The organism is Burkholderia sp. BCC1988 (assembly GCF_905339895.1).
Taxonomy (GTDB): domain Bacteria; phylum Pseudomonadota; class Gammaproteobacteria; order Burkholderiales; family Burkholderiaceae; genus Burkholderia.
This window is the reverse complement of record NZ_CAJPHA010000023.1, coordinates 49181-66290: the sequence shown is the minus strand read 5'-3', so window position 1 is coordinate 66290 and position 17110 is coordinate 49181. Positions and strand designations below refer to the sequence as shown.

General features: G+C 67.4%; 15 protein-coding genes and 1 pseudogene. 6 read left to right on the top strand and 10 right to left on the bottom strand.

All coding sequences use genetic code 11. From position 1 onward, the window contains the following. Nucleotides 1–22: 22 nt before the first annotated feature. Together U4012_RS28385 and U4012_RS28380 are read right to left on the bottom strand one after the other, a co-directional pair. A complete protein-coding gene (locus U4012_RS28385) occupies nucleotides 23–1420 on the bottom strand; it encodes an aspartate aminotransferase family protein (RefSeq protein WP_321802499.1) in 1398 nt (465 codons plus the stop codon). Between the two features lie 64 nt (nucleotides 1421–1484). Next, nucleotides 1485–2876 carry an APC family permease gene (locus U4012_RS28380; RefSeq protein ID WP_321802497.1) on the bottom strand — a complete coding sequence of 464 codons (1392 nt, stop codon included), beginning with the start codon at nucleotides 2874–2876 and terminating at the stop codon, nucleotides 1485–1487. A gap of 258 nt (nucleotides 2877–3134) precedes the next feature. On the opposite strand from U4012_RS28380, the gene U4012_RS28375 reads away from it, so the two are divergent. Then, nucleotides 3135–4223, top strand: a complete 1089-nt coding sequence (locus U4012_RS28375; protein WP_044847711.1) for an AraC family transcriptional regulator — start codon at nucleotides 3135–3137, stop codon at nucleotides 4221–4223. Between the two features lie 230 nt (nucleotides 4224–4453). On the opposite strand, the gene U4012_RS28370 is transcribed toward U4012_RS28375, so the two are convergent. From U4012_RS28370 to U4012_RS28355, 4 genes are all read right to left on the bottom strand, one after another. After that, the gene (locus U4012_RS28370) at nucleotides 4454–5704 is read right to left on the bottom strand and encodes a saccharopine dehydrogenase family protein (RefSeq protein ID WP_321802494.1); all 1251 of its coding nucleotides are present in this window, start codon (nucleotides 5702–5704) and stop codon (nucleotides 4454–4456) included. Between the two features lie 54 nt (nucleotides 5705–5758). After that, entirely contained in the window at nucleotides 5759–6658 is a 900-nt protein-coding gene (locus tag U4012_RS28365) for an acetoacetate decarboxylase family protein (RefSeq protein ID WP_321802492.1), read from the bottom strand. Between the two features lie 113 nt (nucleotides 6659–6771). Further along, nucleotides 6772–8499, bottom strand: a complete 1728-nt coding sequence (locus U4012_RS28360) for an FAD-dependent oxidoreductase (protein WP_321802490.1) — start codon at nucleotides 8497–8499, stop codon at nucleotides 6772–6774. A 12-nt stretch (nucleotides 8500–8511) separates the two neighbouring features. Next, nucleotides 8512–9636: a Rieske 2Fe-2S domain-containing protein gene (locus U4012_RS28355; RefSeq protein WP_321802487.1), complete on the bottom strand. Its 1125-nt coding sequence runs from the start codon at nucleotides 9634–9636 to the stop codon at nucleotides 8512–8514. A 228-nt stretch (nucleotides 9637–9864) separates the two neighbouring features. Here U4012_RS28355 and U4012_RS28350 point away from each other — a divergent pair, with 228 nt between their 5' ends. From U4012_RS28350 to U4012_RS28335, 4 genes are all read left to right on the top strand, one after another. Further along, complete coding sequence (locus tag U4012_RS28350) at nucleotides 9865–10503, top strand: helix-turn-helix domain-containing protein (RefSeq protein WP_321802485.1); 639 nt, start codon at nucleotides 9865–9867, stop codon at nucleotides 10501–10503. A gap of 86 nt (nucleotides 10504–10589) precedes the next feature. After that, nucleotides 10590–11282, top strand: coding sequence for a pentapeptide repeat-containing protein (locus U4012_RS28345; protein WP_321802483.1), 693 nt, complete (start codon nucleotides 10590–10592; stop codon nucleotides 11280–11282). A gap of 449 nt (nucleotides 11283–11731) precedes the next feature. Next, entirely contained in the window at nucleotides 11732–11902 is a 171-nt protein-coding gene (locus tag U4012_RS28340) for a hypothetical protein (protein WP_221622533.1), read from the top strand. A gap of 268 nt (nucleotides 11903–12170) precedes the next feature. Further along, entirely contained in the window at nucleotides 12171–13247 is a 1077-nt protein-coding gene (locus tag U4012_RS28335; RefSeq protein ID WP_415750412.1) for a polyamine ABC transporter substrate-binding protein, read from the top strand. Nucleotides 13248–13444: 197 nt separating this feature from the next. Here the strand turns inward: U4012_RS28335 and U4012_RS28330 are convergent, their stop codons facing one another. The 4 genes and pseudogenes from U4012_RS28330 to U4012_RS36010 form a co-directional block, all read right to left on the bottom strand. Continuing rightward, nucleotides 13445–14011, bottom strand: coding sequence for a DNA-binding protein (locus U4012_RS28330; RefSeq protein WP_321802478.1), 567 nt, complete (start codon nucleotides 14009–14011; stop codon nucleotides 13445–13447). 95 nt (nucleotides 14012–14106) lie between these two features. Continuing rightward, on the bottom strand, nucleotides 14107–15354 hold the full coding sequence (locus U4012_RS28325; RefSeq protein WP_321802477.1) for an MFS transporter: 1248 nt from the start codon (nucleotides 15352–15354) through the stop codon (nucleotides 14107–14109). Between the two features lie 258 nt (nucleotides 15355–15612). Further along, complete coding sequence (locus U4012_RS28320; RefSeq protein WP_044847685.1) at nucleotides 15613–15942, bottom strand: H-NS family nucleoid-associated regulatory protein; 330 nt, start codon at nucleotides 15940–15942, stop codon at nucleotides 15613–15615. 366 nt (nucleotides 15943–16308) lie between these two features. Next, a pseudogene (locus U4012_RS36010) lies at nucleotides 16309–16485 on the bottom strand (RNA-directed DNA polymerase); the annotation flags it as partial. 190 nt (nucleotides 16486–16675) lie between these two features. Here U4012_RS36010 and U4012_RS28310 point away from each other — a divergent pair. Next, nucleotides 16676–17047, top strand: coding sequence for a DUF3564 family protein (locus tag U4012_RS28310; protein ID WP_321802474.1), 372 nt, complete (start codon nucleotides 16676–16678; stop codon nucleotides 17045–17047). The last annotated feature ends 63 nt before the right edge of the window (nucleotides 17048–17110 follow it).

Sequence of the window (17110 nt, the reverse complement as noted above, 5' to 3'; positions counted from 1 at the left end):
ATGACGAACGGTGCTGCCGCGCTCAGCGCGTCGCACGCGCGTAAGTGTCGGCGAGAATGTCGCGGATCTTCGCGACGAACCACACGATCTCGTCGCGCGACATCACGAGCGGCGGCGAGAACTGCACGATCGGCGTGCCTTCGTGGTCGACGCCCGCGCGGCACAACAGCCCGGCTTCGAAGATCGCGGGCGCGAGCAGCGTCGACACGAACGTCTGCGCGCTGATGCCGGCCGCCCAGCGGCGCGCGGCCTTGTCGGTCACGAGCTCGAGCGAGTAGTGGTAGCCGTCGCCGCGCACGTCGCCGACACACGGCAGCTCGAGCAGGCCGTCGAGCGTTTCGCGGAACACCGCTTCGTTGGCGCGGACGTTCGCGAGCACGCCTTCGCGCTCCATGATCGCGAGGTTCGCGAGCGCTGCCGTGCACGCGACCGGATGGCCGCCGTAGGTCGCGCCGTGCAGGAACATCTGCTGCGGGCCGGCGAGCACCGTGTCGACCACCGTGTCGCTCGCGATCACGCCACCGAGCGGCACGTAGCCCGACGCGATCCCCTTCGCGAACGTGATGAGGTCCGGCTTCAGCCCGTAACGCGTCGACCCGAAATATTCGCCGAGCCGGCCGAACCCGCAGATCACTTCGTCGGCCACGAGCAGCACGCCGTGCCGGTCGCACAGCGCGCGCAGCCCCTGCGCATAACCGGCCGGCGGCGTCAGGCTGCCGCCCGCGTTCTGCAGCGGCTCGACGACGAGCGCGGCGACGGTGTCCGGCCCTTCCTGGACGATCAGCGCTTCGATCTCGTCGAGCAGATGGCGCGTGAACTGCGCCTCCGTCTCGCCTCCCGGCCGCCCGTAGCGCTTCGTATTGCTCACGTGCCGCACGCCCGCCATCAGCGGCTCGAAATGCTTGCGGAAGTTGGTCATCCCGTTCAGCGCGAGCGCGCCGAACGACGTGCCGTGATACGCGACGCGCCGCGCGATGAACTTGCGCCGCTGCGGCTCGCCGCGCGCCTGGTGATACTGGCGCACCAGCTTGATCGCCGATTCGTTCGACTCCGAGCCGCTCGACGTGAAGAACACGCGGTTCAGGCCGTCCGGCGCGAGCGCCGCGAGCTTGTGCGCGAGGCGGATCGCCGGTTCGTGGCCGTAGCCCCAGTTGGTCGCGAACGGCAGCCGCACCATCTGCTCGCGGATCGCGTCGCCGATCTCCGCGCCGTGGCTGTAGCCGACCTGCACGCAGTACAGCCCGGCGAGCCCGTCGAAGTAGCGCTTGCCGTTGCGATCGACGAGCCAGCAGCCTTCGCCGCGGTCGAACACCGTCAGCGCGTGGTCGCGATACGCATCGGCGTGCGTGAAGTGCATCAGCAGATGGCGCTTGCCGAGCGCCTGCAGGTCCGCATCGAGATTGACGTCAACACCGTTCATGGGTCATTCCTCCTTCAGGGATTCGAAACCGGCGGCCCCCAGCCGGAAGCCGCCGGCCGGTCGTTCAGTTCATCGACAGCGTCGGCGCCGGGCGCGTGAAGCCGCGCGTGAGCCACAGCAGCTGGCACAGCCCGATCGCGAGCCAGCCGATGCCGACGTAGAAGGTCTGGCGCGACAGGCCCGACCACAGCCAGACGTTCATCGCGAAGCCGAGCGCCGGCACCGCGCCGAACCTGATCCAGCCCGCGAAGCGGCGATGTTCCGCGCGGCCGAGATAGCTGCGCATCACGCACAGGTTCACGACCGCGAACGCGACGAGCGCGCCGAAGCTGATCATCGTCGACGCGAGATCGAGCGAGATGAACAGCGCGGACAGCGACACGACGCCGACCGCGAGCGTCGCGCGCACCGGCGTGCGCAACCGTGCATGCAGGTGGCCGAACACGCGCTCGGGCAGCACCCGGTCGCGGCCCATCGCGAACAGCACGCGCGTGACGCTCGCCTGGCCGGCCATCGCGCTCGCGAAACAGCCGGCCACGTAGACCGCGACGAACAGCGCCGACAACGTGCCGCCGCCGATGCGCCGCATCAGTTCGAGGCTGGCCGAATCGAGATCCTTGAACGCATGCCAGTCGGGGAACACCACCTGTCCCGCATACGCGATCAGCATGAACAGCAGGCCGCTCGCGAGCGTGCAGAGCAGGATCGCGCGCGGCACCGTGCGGCGCGGCTCGCGCGTTTCCTCCGACAGCGTCGACACCGCATCGAAACCGAGGAACGACAGGCACAGGATCGCGGACCCGGCGAAGATCGCCCGTGCGTCGTCCGACGACGGCAGCGCGAGCGTCGGCGCCAGCCCCTCGCCGCTCGCGACATGCGCGGCCGCCGCGACGAAGACCGCGATGAACACGAGCTGGCTCGCGATCAGGATCAGGTTCACGCGGTTGACGAGCCGGATGCCGACGATGTTCAGCCCGGTGACCAGCGCGATGCTCGCGACGATCCACACGCTGGCCGGCACGGCCGGGAACAGCTGTTTCATGTAGATGCCGATCGCGAGGTAGCTGATCATCGGGATGAACAGGTAGTCCATCAGCAGCGCCCAGCCGACCATGAAGCCGGCCGAGGTGCCGAAGTTGCGGCTCGCGAACGTATAGGCGGAACCGGCGCTCGGCATCAGCCGCGCCATGTGGCCGTAGCTGCGCGCGGTCAGCAGCATCGCGACCAGCGTGACCGCATACGCGATCGTCAGGTGTCCGTTGGTTTCGCGCGTGACGATCCCGTAGGTCGTGAACACCGTCATCGGCAGCATGTATGCGAGGCCGAAGATCACCAGCGTGAACAACCCGAGCGAATGCGCGGCGCGTGGCCCTGCGTCGGCGTGCCCGTCCGTGCGTGCCCGCACGTCGTCTGTCGCGGCGCTGGGCGTGCGCTGCTCCGGCCTGGTGTCTTTCATGCTGTCCTCACGTGGCGTGGTCCATGACATCAACACTCGTCTCGTCGGCAATGCGGGCAGTGCAGGCAATGCAGGCATTGCGCGATCCGGAAACGAGTGTGGTGCGCCAAAAAATCGACGACGAATGAGAAAAGCGGACGTAATCGGGGGATATTTCCGGACGCGTGGCGGGCGGCCTGCCCCCCGGTGATGCGTGCCCTCTGGCGTTTCGCGGACATTCCGGCTATGTTCTACGCGAACCCGTTGCCGCCCTTCGCCATGGACAGCAAGTCCCATCGACCTCAAAGCCGCGCCGAACGCAGCCTGCGTTCGGCGCTCGGCCTCGCGCGTCCGGCCGGACGCCAGGAAGACATTCCCGCCACCGTGCACGCGATCGCGGTCGCGCTCGACGAATGCCGCGTCCGGCACATCGACGGCGCCGCGCTGCTCGAGGGCACCGGCCTCGGCGCGGCCGAAGTCGCGTCGCCGAACCTGCACGTGAATCGCGGCCAGGAGCAGCGTTGCTTCCGCAACCTGCTGCGCTGCAGCGGCGTACCGTCGATCGGCCTGTCGATCGGCGCGCGGCTCCATGTGTCGACGCTCGGCCTCGCCGGTTACGCGATGCTGATCAGCGGCTCCGTGATGCAGGCGTTCCGGTGCATGAGCCAGTTTCCGCTGTTCATGGGGCTGTATTTCGACGTGCGCGTGCACGCGCACGCGGACGGGATGAGCGTGACGATCGGCCGCTACAACGGCGAACCCGACCTCGAGGTGTTCCAGACCGACATGTGCCTGTCGAGCCTGCGCCTGATCGTGTCCGATCTGGTCGGCAAGCCGGTATGGCCCGCGCAGCTGCATCTCGCCCGCCGCACGCCACGCAACGGCGCGGACTACGCGCGCCACTTCGACTGCCCGGTCACGTTCAATGCGGGCGAGAACCGGCTCGTGTTCACGAGCGTGAACGGCACGGAAGCCCCGCGGCTCGCGAACGAAGTCAGCTTCAATGCGCTGCACGGGCAATGCGAAGCGCTCGAACGGCAGTGGGCCGCGTCGGTCGGCACGCGTTTCGCCGATCGCGCGAAGGAGTTGATGGCGCGCGACCTCGCGCGCTTCAAGTCGATGACGTCGCTCGCGAATGCGCTGCACCTGACCGAGCGCACCTTGCGACGCCGGCTCGACAAGGACGGCATCACGTTTCAGTCGCTGCTCGACGACGTGCGTCGTCAGGAGGCGGTGCGGCTGCTCGACGAGCCGGCGCTGAGCGTCGCCGCGATCGCGGAGCGGCTCGGCTACAGCGAGCCGCGCAGCTTCCGCCATGCGTACCGGCGCTGGACCGGCAAGACGCCGCGCGCGGGCGCGAACGACTGAAATCGCGCGGCGCGCGAACGTCAGCCACTCCGCGCCGTACCGGCACTTCCCGGCCCCGTCACGGGCGATGCGCGCGCGCAAAGGCAAGGCGAAAAACGCCTGCCCTTGAACTTCACTTAAAGGTTACGGTTTGCCTCGGCAAGCGTATCGAGGCCATGGGTATGTGTCCTGCCATCCGACAAAATGGCGGCGCGTCGATTCCTGTCGACCCGGACGCGTGCGCCACGCGCTCAAAGCACCTCGAAACGCAACCCGGCATGACGCACGAGGCGCTCGACGAAGCGCTCGTCGAACATCGTCGCGGGCGTCCAGAAGCCCCCGCCGCGCCCGGTCTTCTCGCCGTCGCGGCTGCAATCCAGCGCGAGGCTGAGCGCGGCCTGCCCCAGCATCTTCCCGGTCGAGCCGTAGCCCGGATCGCGATCGCCGGTGACTTTCACGCGCAGCGTCCGCCCGTCGTCGGCGCGCCCGAAGAAGCGCAGGTCGAAACGGCCGGCCAGCTGCGCGGCGACGCTCGGCCCCTCGCCGGGCTTCGGCAGCAGGAAGCGCTCCATCAGGCTGCGCGCCGGCTTGACGAGAACGCCCGCCATGAACGCGCCGAGGCCGGCCACCATCGCGAGCGCGGCGAGGCGGCCCTTGAAACCCGTGCCCGTGATGACCGCTTCGTCATACGCGAACCGGCTGCCGTACGCGTCGTCCGCGAGCGCGTTCGAGCGATGCACGACGCGCTCGTTGATGGCCGCCATCACGAACGGCGCAATCCACGTGCCGCCGTCGCGATCGAATTCCGCCGACCGGACCGCGTGCTGCCGCACCGTAAAGCGATGATCCTTCGGACACAGCGCATACGGATCGAGCAGTTCGCGGCGCAACGCGGGATCGGCCGCGGCTTCGCGCACGACGTTGATCACGCTCGCGACCGTTCCGCCCGACGCGCCGCCCTTCAGCGTCTTCACGCGCATCTTCACCTGCGTGGCCGGCCCGCCCCACTGCCGCCGCGCGTGCTGCTGCAGGAACAGGACGCCGATGTCCGACGGCACCGAATCGAAACCGCAGCAATGCACGATGCGCGCGCCCGATTGCCTGGCCGCCGGTTCGTACCGTTCGATCATCCGCTTGATCCACTGCGTTTCGCCGGTGAGATCGCAGTAGTCCGTGCCGGTCTGCGCGCAGATCCGCACCAGCGGCTCGCCATACAGTGCGTACGGGCCGACGGTCGACACGACGACGCGCGTGCGCTCGCACAACGCACGCAACCGCGCTTCGTCGGCGGCATCGGCCACGATGATCGGCAGCGCCTGCCATGCGGCGCCCAGCGCGCCCCTGACCTGCCGGAGCTTCGCCTCGGAGCGGCCGGCGATCGCCCAGCGCAGCGCTTCTCCGCTGCCCGACAGGTATTCGGACAGGTAGCGCGTCAGGATCTGCCCGACGAAGCTGGTGGCACCGAATACGACGAGATCCAGATCACGGGTCGGCTGGGTCATCGATGTTTCCTCCGAAACGGGTTGGTTACGAGCAGCCGGATTCATCGAACGGGTTCATCGAACGCTCCCCAATGGCGTCGGCAGATTCAGCACCAGCTGGGCATCCTTGACCACGTCGAACCGCACGATGGTGGATACACCGAGCCCGTCGAGCAGCTGGCTCAGCGGCCCGCCGTGCCGCACCAGCTCGATGCCGCGCGGCAACACGCGCTGTGCGAACGATAGCGTATTGGTCTGCACCGAACTCTGGTGCCACACGCCGTCGACGAGATTGACCATGGTATTCGTGCCCATCCGCGACTGCGACGGCACGTCGATCAGCGCGGGCGACGGTGCGTTCAGCGTCAGGTCCGGCCGGCCGTCCATCCCGGCGATCCGCGCGCTCACGCGTGCGCCGATGCTCATGTCGATATCGGCGAGCCATTTGGGCAGCTGATAGCCGTGCACGCCGCGCACCCGCGCGATTTCCGTGGTGACGGGCAGCGCCAGCACATGCGCGAAGAAGCTCCGGCGCCGCATCGCGTCGAGCAGCTCGAGCGCATGCGAGCCGCGCGCACCCGGCCGGCGAATCACGACCGCGACGGACACCTCGTCATACGGATCGTTGTCACAGACCGAATACGAAAAGAACGTCAGCGCGACCAGCCCGTAACCGGGAAATGCGCGCAGCGGTTCGAGCGGCACCGGCAGCGTGGTACGCAGGCGCTCGAGCGGCGCGAGAAACAGCAGCTGGATGCTGCTGGAGCGATAGTAGAAATTCGGCGCCCAGGTCGGACCGACGCGCGACGCGACCTGACGCTTCGGAATCCGACGGAAAAAATCGATGTTCCCGGCGGCGGGATCGCACGCGACCGCGTCGAGATCCGGATTCATCCGGAACCGGTCGTAGTACCCGCCTTCGGGCACATCGACCTTGTGTGGCCCGAATTCGACCTGTGTAAAGCGCCTGTCCATCTGCGTTGCCTCTCGTCGAAGATTGATCGTCGCAGGCAACGTGCGGGCCTGCCGATTCACTACCGTCAGCAGGCACTCTAAGATTCAACCCGACTTCAAGGTCAAGGCCTCGACTAGAGGAAGCGGTCGGAACGCGCGGCCGCGATGTGATCGGCCGCGACATAGCCGAACGTCATCGCCGGCCCGATCGTCGAGCCGGGGCCCGGGTAGGTCTTGCCCATCACGGCCGCCGACGTGTTGCCGAGCGCATAGAGACCGTCGATCACCGAACCGTCGGAACGCAGCACGCGCGCATGCGCATCGGTACGCAAGCCGCCCTTCGTGCCGATCTCGCCCGGGTCGACCCGCAGCGCATAGAACGGCGCACGCTCGATCGGCCCGAGGCATGGATTCGGTTTCGACGACGAATCGCCGTAATAGCGATCGAACAGGTTGCCGCCCTTGCCGAATTCGGTATCGATGCCGGTGAGCGCGTAACCGTTCATCCGCTCGACCGTCTGCGCGAGCCCCTGCGCATCCACGCCGATCTTCACGGCCAGCTCGGCCAGCGTGCCCGCGCGATAGATGACCGAGTCGAGCCAGCCGGGCGGGATCCTGCTGTCCGGCTGCACGCTGCCGGGCAGCAGCACGCCGCATGGATAACGCTTGCGATATTCGGCATCGAAGATCAGCCACGCGGGCACGTTGGCCTGCGTGTTCGCATGGTCCGCATACATCGCGTGGATCACGTCCGGATACGGCGCCGATTCGTTGACGAAGCGCCGCCCGAGCCGGTTGACCATCACGCAGCGCGGCGCCGAGCGCTCGACGAACAGCCCGCGCTGCTTCTCCTCGCCCGGCACGCGCACCGTCGGCACGCCCCAGACGAAGTCCATCAGCGCGACGTCGGCCCCGAGCGCGAGCCCCGCGCGGATGCCGTCGCCGGTGTTGATCGGCGGCGCCGCGCTCCACTCGGCGCGCGTCGGCTTCGGCAGGTATTGGTCGCGCATCGCCTGGTTCGCCTCGAATCCGCCGCACGCGAGCACGACGCCATGCGTCGCACGGATGCCGAACGGCCGGCCGTCGCGCTCGACGACCACACCGTTCACGCGTACGCCGTCGGTGTGCAGCGAGCGCATCGGCGTTGCGAGCCACAGCGCGATGCCGCGCTGCTCGAGCGCTGCGCGCAGGCTCGCGACGAGCGCATTGCCGAGCGTCAGGCGCCGGTCGCGCGGCGTGCGGCGCCGCCATTTGAAATCGGTGGCATAGCGCAGCATCAGGCGCGCGGCGAGCCGCAGCCAGCCGCGCTCCTTTGTGAGGATCGTGTGCGCCTCGATCTGCGTCATCGCGACGCGCCCGCCGATCAGCGTCGCCGGCGAAGGCGCGCGCAACGTGTCGAAATGCGCGCCGAGACGCGCGGCATCGAACGCCGCCGGCTCCATCGTCCGGTAGCCGGGCTTGCCGCCCTTGCGGTCCGGGTAGTAGTCGGGATAACGCGGCACCGCATTGAACCGCGTGTGCGCGTGCTTCGCGAGATACGCGACCATCTTCGGGCCATTGTCGAGATACGCATCGATGCGCTGCGCGTCGAAATCCTCGCCGACCACGTCGCGCAAATACATGATTGCTTCGTCGTACGAATCGCTGCCGCCGAGCGCGGCGATCTGGTCGTTGCACGGAATCCAGATGCCGCCGCCGGACACCGCCGTGGTGCCGCCATAGACGGTGCTCTTCTCGACCACCAGTACCGACAGCCCCTGGTCGTGCGCGCGCAGCGCCGCCGTCATCGCGCCCGCGCCGGAACCGACCACCACCACGTCGTACGTGGCGTCGCCGAACGAATCGTGTCGATCGTCGTACATGATCGCCTCCGCTCAGATCGTGGCAAGGCAGCTTGCCGCATCGGCCGGCACGTCGGCGAGCTGGCGCCAGGCGCCGTGCTCGCCGCGGTATTCGTGCACCTCGACGCTCGCGTGCCGCGCGGGCAGCTCGCCCACGTCCGTGTAGAACTGCTGGTACCACTGGCGCAGCCGATAGATCGGGCCGTCGCCGTCGCACAGCAGCGGATTGTCGACGCGCGTCTTGTGGTCCCAGATCGCGACGTCCTCGCGGAATGCCGACTGCGCGGCCAGCACGTAGCCGTCGACCATCGCGCGATTCTGTTCTTCCGTCAGCGCCGGATTCTTCTCGACCATCACGCCGAAGCGCAGCTCGAAGCTGTTCGTATCGATCGGCACGTGGCTGTTGAGCAGGATCGACCTGAGCGGCTGCCCCTGCGCTTCACCCGTCATCAGCGTGACGTGGTATGCCGGGCCGAAGTAGGCCGAGTCGGCCGTCAACCCGCCACTGCCGGCCAGCCGCGTGCTGCCGCCGCGCAGCTTCTGGTAGGCCACCGGGCCCGCGAACGTGTTGCAGAAGTAGTCGATCGGCGCGCCATGCACCGGGCCGAAGTGCGCCATGTCGGACTGGTTGTCGATCAGCTCGCGGCAGTTCGTGTCGATCACCCACTTGACGATCGCCCAGTCGCTCCACGCATCGGAGAAACACGCGTCGATGCGCGGAATCTCGACCGCCGGATCGGGCCCATTGCCCTCCGGATCGTTCCACACGAACAGCAGGCGGTTCTGCTCCATCACCGGCCACGACTTGATGCGCGCCTTCGGCGGGATGCGCTGCGAATACGGAATCGCAGTGCAGGTGCCGTCGCCGGCCCACGACCAGCCGTGAAACGGACACACGAGCGCGTTGCCGTCGACGTGGCCGCGCCCGAGGTCGGCGCCCATGTGCGGGCAGTAGCCGTCGAGGATTCGCAACTGCCCGTCCTCGCCCTGGAACACCGCCACGCGCGTGCCGAAGATCGACAGGCCGTGCGCACGGCCGTCGCGGTAGTCGTCGGCGAGCCCGAGGCAATGCCAGCCGCGCGCGTAGCGCGCGTCGATGGGTGCGGCATGAATCCGGTGAACGGGATGCCGGGTGGCCGGCGCGGATGATTCGGTCATGGATCGTCTCCTTCCAGTCGAAAGGCGCAGCCCTGCACTGCCTGGCGGACCGTGCCGGGAACACACCGGGCAGGTCGATGCACCCGGCGCTATGTCACAAACTGCTTATTTTGTGACGCATAATGGCACAAATTCCATTTTTGTGACAACGTGTGCGAAAATTCCGAACCGAGGTATTCGGTCGGCTCATCGGCACACGCCGCGCGACGCACGGCAACGAGGAAAGGTATGGATCGGCAACTGCGCTGGGGCGACGCCAGCAGGATGGACAGCGTCAATGACGGGCGAAGCGCGATCCTGCGCGCCACGCTCGACGCGATGATCGAGCACGGGATCGACCGTTTGTCGATCGACGACGTCGCACGCCGCGCGAACATTTCGCGGCGCACGCTGTACCGCTACTTCGGCACGAAAAAAGAGCTGATCCAGGGCGTGATCGGCATCCAGAACGCCGAGTTCTTCGACGAGATGCAGCGCGCGCTCACCGCCTTCGAGCACGACTTCGAGGCCTACTGCGAAGAGAGCGTGTGCTTCGCGGTGCGCTATCGCGATCGTCATCACGGCGGCTTTCACCACAACTATCTGGCCACGAGCCTGTCCACCGACGTGTTCGGCTACATCGTCGAGAACATCGCGCCGATGTGGCAGCGCGTGCTCGAAAAGCCGTACCGTGAATATGTCGCCATGCACGGCGCTCGGGTGCCCGCGCTCGACGACATCATCGCGCTGATCAGCCGTATCGGGCTCGCGTACTGCCTGGTTCCGGCTGACGAGCAGGCGATGCGCGCGCAGATGCGCATCCTGTGGACGTTCCAGCGCGAGCCGGCCGGCAAGCCGGTCGCGGCCCGGATCAAGGCCGCGCGCTGAGCGGCGGCGCCCGCGCGATGTCGCGCAGCCCGGCCGATACCATCCGATACCGGCCTCGAACATTTCAACTCACACCGGACTACCCCATGACGACCTGCGGAGTTTCCGTCTCCGGCCGAACGCTCGATCGCGCCGACCTGCTGCTTCTCGTCGAAGGCTCGCCTGCGCCGCTTCGTCTCGAAGACTGCGATCTCGAAGGTGCGGACCTGTCGCGGCTCGATTTACGCGGCGCGCGATTCGAGCGCTGTGCGCTCGCGGAAGCGTCGTTCGTCGGCGCGACGCTCGCGCAGACCGCGTGGATTCGCTGCCGCGCGCGCCAGACGAGCTTCGCGTCGGCCGACCTCGAGGACGCGCAGTTTCAGTCCTGCGATCTCAACAACACGAGCTGGCGCCGCAGCAAGCTCGGTTCGGCGCGCTTCGACGAATGCAGGCTGACCGGCGCCGACTTCGAGGAATGCAAGTCGCTCGGCATCGAATTCGCGAACACGTTGCTGGTCGGCGCGAGCCTGCGCCGCTTCTCGTTTCGAAAAACGCGGCTCGTGGCGCTCGACTTCTCGGATGCCGATCTCGCCGGCACGGACTTTCGCGACGCCGTGTTCGAAGGCGGCAGCCTGCGCAACGCGCATCTGAACGACGCCCGGTTCGACGGGGCCGACCTGCGCGACGTGGAGCTCGGCGGCACGCCGAAGCTGCTCGCGTCGGGCGTGCTGCGCGGCGCGACCATCTCGTATGACCAGGCCGCGATGTTGATCGAGAATCTGGGGATCCGGGTCGCCTGACGACCGCACGCGCGTTGCTTCGCCCCGCGGCCGACATGCGCGACGCCGGCCGCGAACCGCGCATGTCGCATGTGCTGCCGGCAATCTGTCGAATATTCTCATCACTTCAGCCGCATTCCGACCGGCACACGTCACGCGCGCCTTGGCACTCACGCTCGACGGCCCCGATCCATCGACATGCGAATCACTAGGGAAAATCCGGAGACATCCTTACAGCGATTTACCTGATGATTCACAGGAACGCGATGTTTCGGCGATTTCGCTTTGCATCATGCTTTCGTTTTGCTTGACGGTCCCGATGCCCCCGCGCGGCAAATGCGACGATCGACACGTGAAACGGCCAGCGTCCGCGAGTCGCCAGGTGTTCAATACTTTCAACAACCCGGTCGAGAGCAATCGTGAGAATCCGTGGCCCGCTGGTGCGGTGGAGACGAGGCGATGCGCGCAACGTGCGTGCATCGATCTCGTCCACCGGCGACAGTGACCGCCGGCAAAGTCCTCGCCTGCATCTGTCGATCTACACCATCCTGTCCCGCCGTTCCGTCCGCCGTCACAACGCCGTCGCCGCGCGCGCATACGTCGCGATCCACACCGACGACGTGGCGTCGCTGCTGCCTTAGCGCCCCCCCTCCGTTCCGTTCGAACTGCGCATCGTGTCGCGTGACTCACGACAGGATCGGCTCGCGTTGCGCGTCGGCACGATTCGCTGCGTAGACCGAACGGACTCCTGATCATCATGCGCCGCCAGCGTTCGTTTCGCGCGCCGGCCGGTTGCACACGTCCATCCCTTGAACCGTGGCGCGGCGAGCAGCCAACCGCCGAGCCCCCCGATACGAACGACAAGCCATGCAACTCCGCACCCTTCGCCGCACCATCGCAACCGCCGCCATGATGTCCGTCGCGGGCATCGCCGCCGTCGTCACCCCACACGCCCAGGCCGCCGGCGAGCTGAACATCTACAACTGGTCCGACTACATCGCGCCGGACACGATCCCGAATTTCCAGAAGCAGACCGGCCTGCACGTGCGCTACGACAACTACGACAGCGACGACACGCTGCAGGCGAAACTGCTGTCGGGCAACTCCGGCTACGACATCGTCGTGCCGACGTCGAACTACATGGCCAAGCAGATCCAGGCAAACGTCTACCAGCCGCTGGACAAGACGAAGCTGCCGAACCTGTCGAACCTCGATCCGCTGCTGATGAAGATGGTCGCCGACGCCGATCCGGGCAACCAGTACGGCGTGCCGTGGGCGTATGGCACCGACGGCATCGGCTACAACGTGCAGGCGGTGAAGAAGGCGCTCGGCGACAAGGCGCCGGTCGACAGCTGGGCGCTGGTGTTCGACCCGGCCAACATGTCAAAGCTGAAGAGCTGCGGCGTATCGTTCCTCGACCAGGCCGTCGACGTGTTCGCCGCGACGCTGCAATACATGGGCAAGGATCCGAACAGCACGAATCCGGCCGATTACCGCGCCGCATACGAGGTGCTCAAGAAGGTGCGCCCGTACATCACGCAGTTCAACTCGTCGGGTTACATCAACGATCTCGCGAACAACGACCTGTGCGTGTCGTTCGGCTATTCCGGCGACGTCGGCATCGCGCATCGCCGTGCGGCGGAAGCGAAGCGTCCGTACGAGGTCCGCTTCGCGAATCCGCGGGAAGGCGGGCTGCTGTGGTTCGACATGATGGTGATCCCGAAGGACGCGCCGAACCGCGATGCCGCGCTGAAGTGGATCAACTACCTGCAGGACCCGAAGGTCAACGCGGGGATCACCAACGCGGTGTTCTACCCGACCGCGAACAAGGCCGCGCGCCAGTTCGTGAAGCCCGCGATCGCGCGCGATCCGTCGGTCTATCCGGCCGACGAGGTGCTGAGCAAGATGACGCTGCTCAAGCCGATGCCGCCCGAGATTCGCCGGCTTCAGAACCGGTTGTGGGCGCAACTGAAGACGGGGCGCTGACCAGCGCGGGACGGCCAGTCGAGCCGCACCGACAGATCGCCAGCACGCGCCGACGCGCTCCCGCGACGATCACCCACTTTTCGGGAAACGGCCGCGGACGCGCGACGCGCCGATCCAAACGCGCCGCGCTCGACCGGCTGCACGGCCAGCCGCCGTCGGCACCCGCACCCGGCGACTGACGCCCGGCCGCGGCCGCACTATCGCTGCGCCGGCTCCGCATGCGGCAACGCCGCCGCGAACGCTGCGTCGATGAAGCGGATCACGTCGTCGAGCGACGACGTGCACGTCGCGCCCGCGGCGAGCTCACGAAACGCGCCGTCGGGCCCGAGGCAGATGAGCGGCTTGCGCCAGCGCTGCGCGAGCGCGATCTCCTCGGCGGTCCCATGCCCGCCGGGCAGCGCGACGATCAGGTCGCTGCTCAGCACGTTCACGTAGTTCCGGTTGATGGTGTGCGGATCGGCGCCCGGTTCGCGGCGCGGCAGCGGCGTGAGGATCGGGATCTCGACGAACGGATGCGGGTAGCCGTCGAGCGGCACGAAGCCCGCATGCGGATCGGCCTGCGTCGGCAGGATGCCGATCGACCGGCCGGCCCGCCCCGGCACGCCGGCGAACGCGCGCGCGACCGCCTGCATCACGCCCTGGCCGCCGCCCGTCAGCAGGTTGAAGCCGGCCTGCGCGAGCCATGCGCCGAGGGGCTCGGAGAACGCGAGCCACGGTTCCTTGCCCGAGCCCATCACGCCGATCGTTCGGTGGTTGCGTTGCATCGTGTATTCCGGTGATGTGATGAATCGTTGAATTGAACCGCGGCGCGGCAGCGGACTGCGAAACCCGGCCGCGCGCCGCGCATCGTCATGCATCGTCATTCGAGTTCGACGCCCTTGAGCTCGGGGATCAGGAACAGCGTCGCGACCATGTCGAGCACGTAGAGGCCGGCGAGCAGCGCGATCGCCGTCTGGAACGAGTAGCGCGCGGCCAGCGCGCCGACCGCCACCGGCCCGAAGCCGCCGACCGCACGGCCGATATTCCACAGCACGTTCTGCGCGGTCGCGCGCGCGGCGGTCGGATAGCCTTCGGACATCAGCGTGCCGTAGCCGCCGACCATCCCGTTGACGAACATCCCCATCAGCGCGCCGGCCCACAGCATCGCCGTCGGGTCCGACAGGCGCGCGTAGGCGATGACCGTTACGACCGAGCCGAGCTGGTACAGGAGGAACGTCGGCTTGCGGCCGATGCGATCGGCGAGCTGCCCGAAGGTCCAGACGCCGATCATCATCCCGACGACGGTCGCCGCGGTCCACAGCCCCGACTTCGTCAGCGAGAAGCCCATCTGTTTCGACAGGAAGGTCGGCAGCCAGATCATGATCCCGTAGTAGCCGAAGTTCTGGACCGAGCACAGGATCACGATGCCGAGGCTCGTGCGCGCGGTGCGCGCGTCGGCGACGAGCATCCGGAACGCGTTGGCGCGCGGCCGCGTCGCGCGCTGCACGAAGACTTCCGGCTCGTGCAGCCGGTTGCGCAGCACCCACGCGAGCAGCGCGGGCAACACGCCGACCACGAACATCCCGCGCCAGCCGATATGGAGCAGCAGCAGCGGCGTCAGCAGCGCGGCCAGCAGCACGCCGGCCTGCCAGCCGAGCGCGACGTAGCACGACGCGCGCGCCCGCTTGCTCGCCGGCCACGCTTCGGCCGCGAGCGCCATGCCGATGCCGAATTCGCCGCCGAGGCCGATGCCCGCGATGGTGCGATACACGAGCAGGTCCCGGAAGCCCTGCGCGAACGCGCACAGGCCGGTGAAGACCGCAAACAGCATGATCGTCCAGGTCAGCACGCGCACGCGGCCGTAGCGGTCGCTCAGGGCACCGAACAGAATGCCGCCCGCGACGGCGCCGATCAGCGTCCACGTGACGAGCGCGCCGCCCTGCCCGGGCGTCAGCTGCAAAGCCGCGGTGATCGCCGGCAGCATGAAGCCGAGGATCAGCAGGTCGAAGCCGTCCATCGCGTAGCCGATCGCCGAGCCGGCCAGCGCCTTCCACGCGTACGCCCCGACCTGCCCGCCGCGCGGCGCCGCCGGATCGTCGAGCGCCGAAGATTTCATGTTTGCTGCCATGGTGTCCCGCCGGAAATGTCCGGGCGACATTCTAAAGCCTGTTCCCGCGCATGACGGGCCCGTGCACGGGCGCACGCAGAAAGCGCCGCGCTGCCCGCTTCCGGGAACGGAAGCGGGCAGCGGCGGTAATAAATTTGAAAGATGTTGAAGCCGGCGATCCCGCAGTCAGGCCGGGACACCGAAAGAACGGGATGAAGCGGGAGTGGTGAGGCCGGCGCGGGTCGAACGGCACCGGCGCGGTGCCGGTGCGGTGCTGCCTCAGCCCTGATCGTCCCCGGGCCACCAGGTTTTGGCCTCGCGGTCGACGAGCAGCGTATCGAGATCCCGGCCTTCGAGCCATTTGGGTCGCGGACCGCGGCCCGACCACGAGCGGCCGGTCGTCGGATCGTAATACTTGGCAGGCGCCTTGCGTTTTCGCTGGACGATGTAGCCGAGGGCGCTCAGCACTTCCTGCTGCGAGATGCCCAACAGCTGGACCTGCTCCCTGAATGCCGCCAGTGCGGCTTGCTTCTCCTTCTGCTTGGCTTCCGACAGCTTGATGTTCAGGTCCCGAAGTTGTGCTTCGAGTTCCTGCAGAGCCTGGGTCATGTATTCATCCTCTTTGGGCATGTTTTTATTCAAAAAACCTCCGATGGCAGAACCTATCACGAAGTTCCGCCAATCTGTGTTGCGATGTGTGAATCGTTTGCCTCGATCTGTAAGGCTTTCGAAGTGTGCCGAACGCAACACCATCGTCGAAAACCGCATGACATCGGCACGCAACACCTGGCGCGCCGCGTTCGAACGCGCGGCGAGCCTTCGGCGGCGACCTCCTCGCCGCCTGGCGCCGCACCCTGGCACAGGCGCGGCATGGCGCGAATGATAGCAGTGCGCATCCGTCATGTTCGAGGACTTTTGCGGTCCGGCGCACACTCGCCGGCCTTGGCCCACGAGCCTCGACGCCGGCACGGCGTTTCACGTGCCGAAGCGGCACCCGTCCCGCGCGATCCGCGCATGCAGTTTCGCACCGCGCGCGGCGTTCGGCGCGCTCGCGTGGGCGACGCGTCCGGCCAGATGTCGGCGGAAATCCGGATGCGCAGCGCGGTTCCGCGACGCCGGCCCGTGGCGAATGCAGTTGGTCAGGACCAGGCGGCAGCAGCCGCGACGCTTGTCGTCAGCGTCACGAGAAAACCACGACGGAAGTCGTCGAGCCAGCGATCGCCGACGGCCGTCATGCCGCTTGACCGGTTGACGTGCGTCAAGGCTAGGCGCACGGCCAAACCTAGACTGGACCCATGCCCTCTCACCGGATGTCGGCAGTCACTCGTCACAGGAATCCACCATGCGCATCACCGTTCATCTCGACACGTTCGCGCATGCCGGCCCGTCGGCGTATGCGATCGTCTGGCTTGATTTCGACGAGCAAAAGTGGTCGTGCGAAGGCCACTACGCGATGGCAATGCCCTCATGGGGGACGCTTGCCCGGACCGCCGACGGCATCCGGCTTGCCGTGCCCGATGCAAGCCGTCCGCTCATCGTCCTTGACGGCTTCGCGTCCGGCAATGCCAAAGCGCCAAGTGTCGGCGCATCCGGCATGGCACGCTGGTACCCGCATGCCCATCACGCGCCGGATGCCGGTCGCTGGCGCGTGCAATGTCTCGATACCGAGCAGGCCGAACCCGAGCACCGGCTGTTTGCAGACGACGCACGCTGAGCGCGTCGCACACACGGAGCCGGCATCCTGGCTCGGTCGAGAGCTCGGCCGAGACTGACGCGC

What these genes read in the sequence shown, in the direction of transcription:
- U4012_RS28385 (WP_321802499.1), bottom strand. Translation starts at nt 1,420, where the DNA reads ATGAACGGTGTTGACGTCAATCTCGATGCGGACCTGCAGGCGCTCGGC.
- U4012_RS28380 (WP_321802497.1), bottom strand. Translation starts at nt 2,876, where the DNA reads ATGAAAGACACCAGGCCGGAGCAGCGCACGCCCAGCGCCGCGACAGAC.
- U4012_RS28375 (WP_044847711.1), top strand. Translation starts at nt 3,135, where the DNA reads ATGGACAGCAAGTCCCATCGACCTCAAAGCCGCGCCGAACGCAGCCTG.
- U4012_RS28370 (WP_321802494.1), bottom strand. Translation starts at nt 5,704, where the DNA reads ATGACCCAGCCGACCCGTGATCTGGATCTCGTCGTATTCGGTGCCACC.
- U4012_RS28365 (WP_321802492.1), bottom strand. Translation starts at nt 6,658, where the DNA reads ATGGACAGGCGCTTTACACAGGTCGAATTCGGGCCACACAAGGTCGAT.
- U4012_RS28360 (WP_321802490.1), bottom strand. Translation starts at nt 8,499, where the DNA reads ATGTACGACGATCGACACGATTCGTTCGGCGACGCCACGTACGACGTG.
- U4012_RS28355 (WP_321802487.1), bottom strand. Translation starts at nt 9,636, where the DNA reads ATGACCGAATCATCCGCGCCGGCCACCCGGCATCCCGTTCACCGGATT.
- U4012_RS28350 (WP_321802485.1), top strand. Translation starts at nt 9,865, where the DNA reads ATGGATCGGCAACTGCGCTGGGGCGACGCCAGCAGGATGGACAGCGTC.
- U4012_RS28345 (WP_321802483.1), top strand. Translation starts at nt 10,590, where the DNA reads ATGACGACCTGCGGAGTTTCCGTCTCCGGCCGAACGCTCGATCGCGCC.
- U4012_RS28335 (WP_415750412.1), top strand. Translation starts at nt 12,171, where the DNA reads ATGATGTCCGTCGCGGGCATCGCCGCCGTCGTCACCCCACACGCCCAG.
- U4012_RS28330 (WP_321802478.1), bottom strand. Translation starts at nt 14,011, where the DNA reads ATGCAACGCAACCACCGAACGATCGGCGTGATGGGCTCGGGCAAGGAA.
- U4012_RS28325 (WP_321802477.1), bottom strand. Translation starts at nt 15,354, where the DNA reads ATGGCAGCAAACATGAAATCTTCGGCGCTCGACGATCCGGCGGCGCCG.
- U4012_RS28320 (WP_044847685.1), bottom strand. Translation starts at nt 15,942, where the DNA reads ATGACCCAGGCTCTGCAGGAACTCGAAGCACAACTTCGGGACCTGAAC.
- U4012_RS28310 (WP_321802474.1), top strand. Translation starts at nt 16,676, where the DNA reads ATGCGCATCACCGTTCATCTCGACACGTTCGCGCATGCCGGCCCGTCG.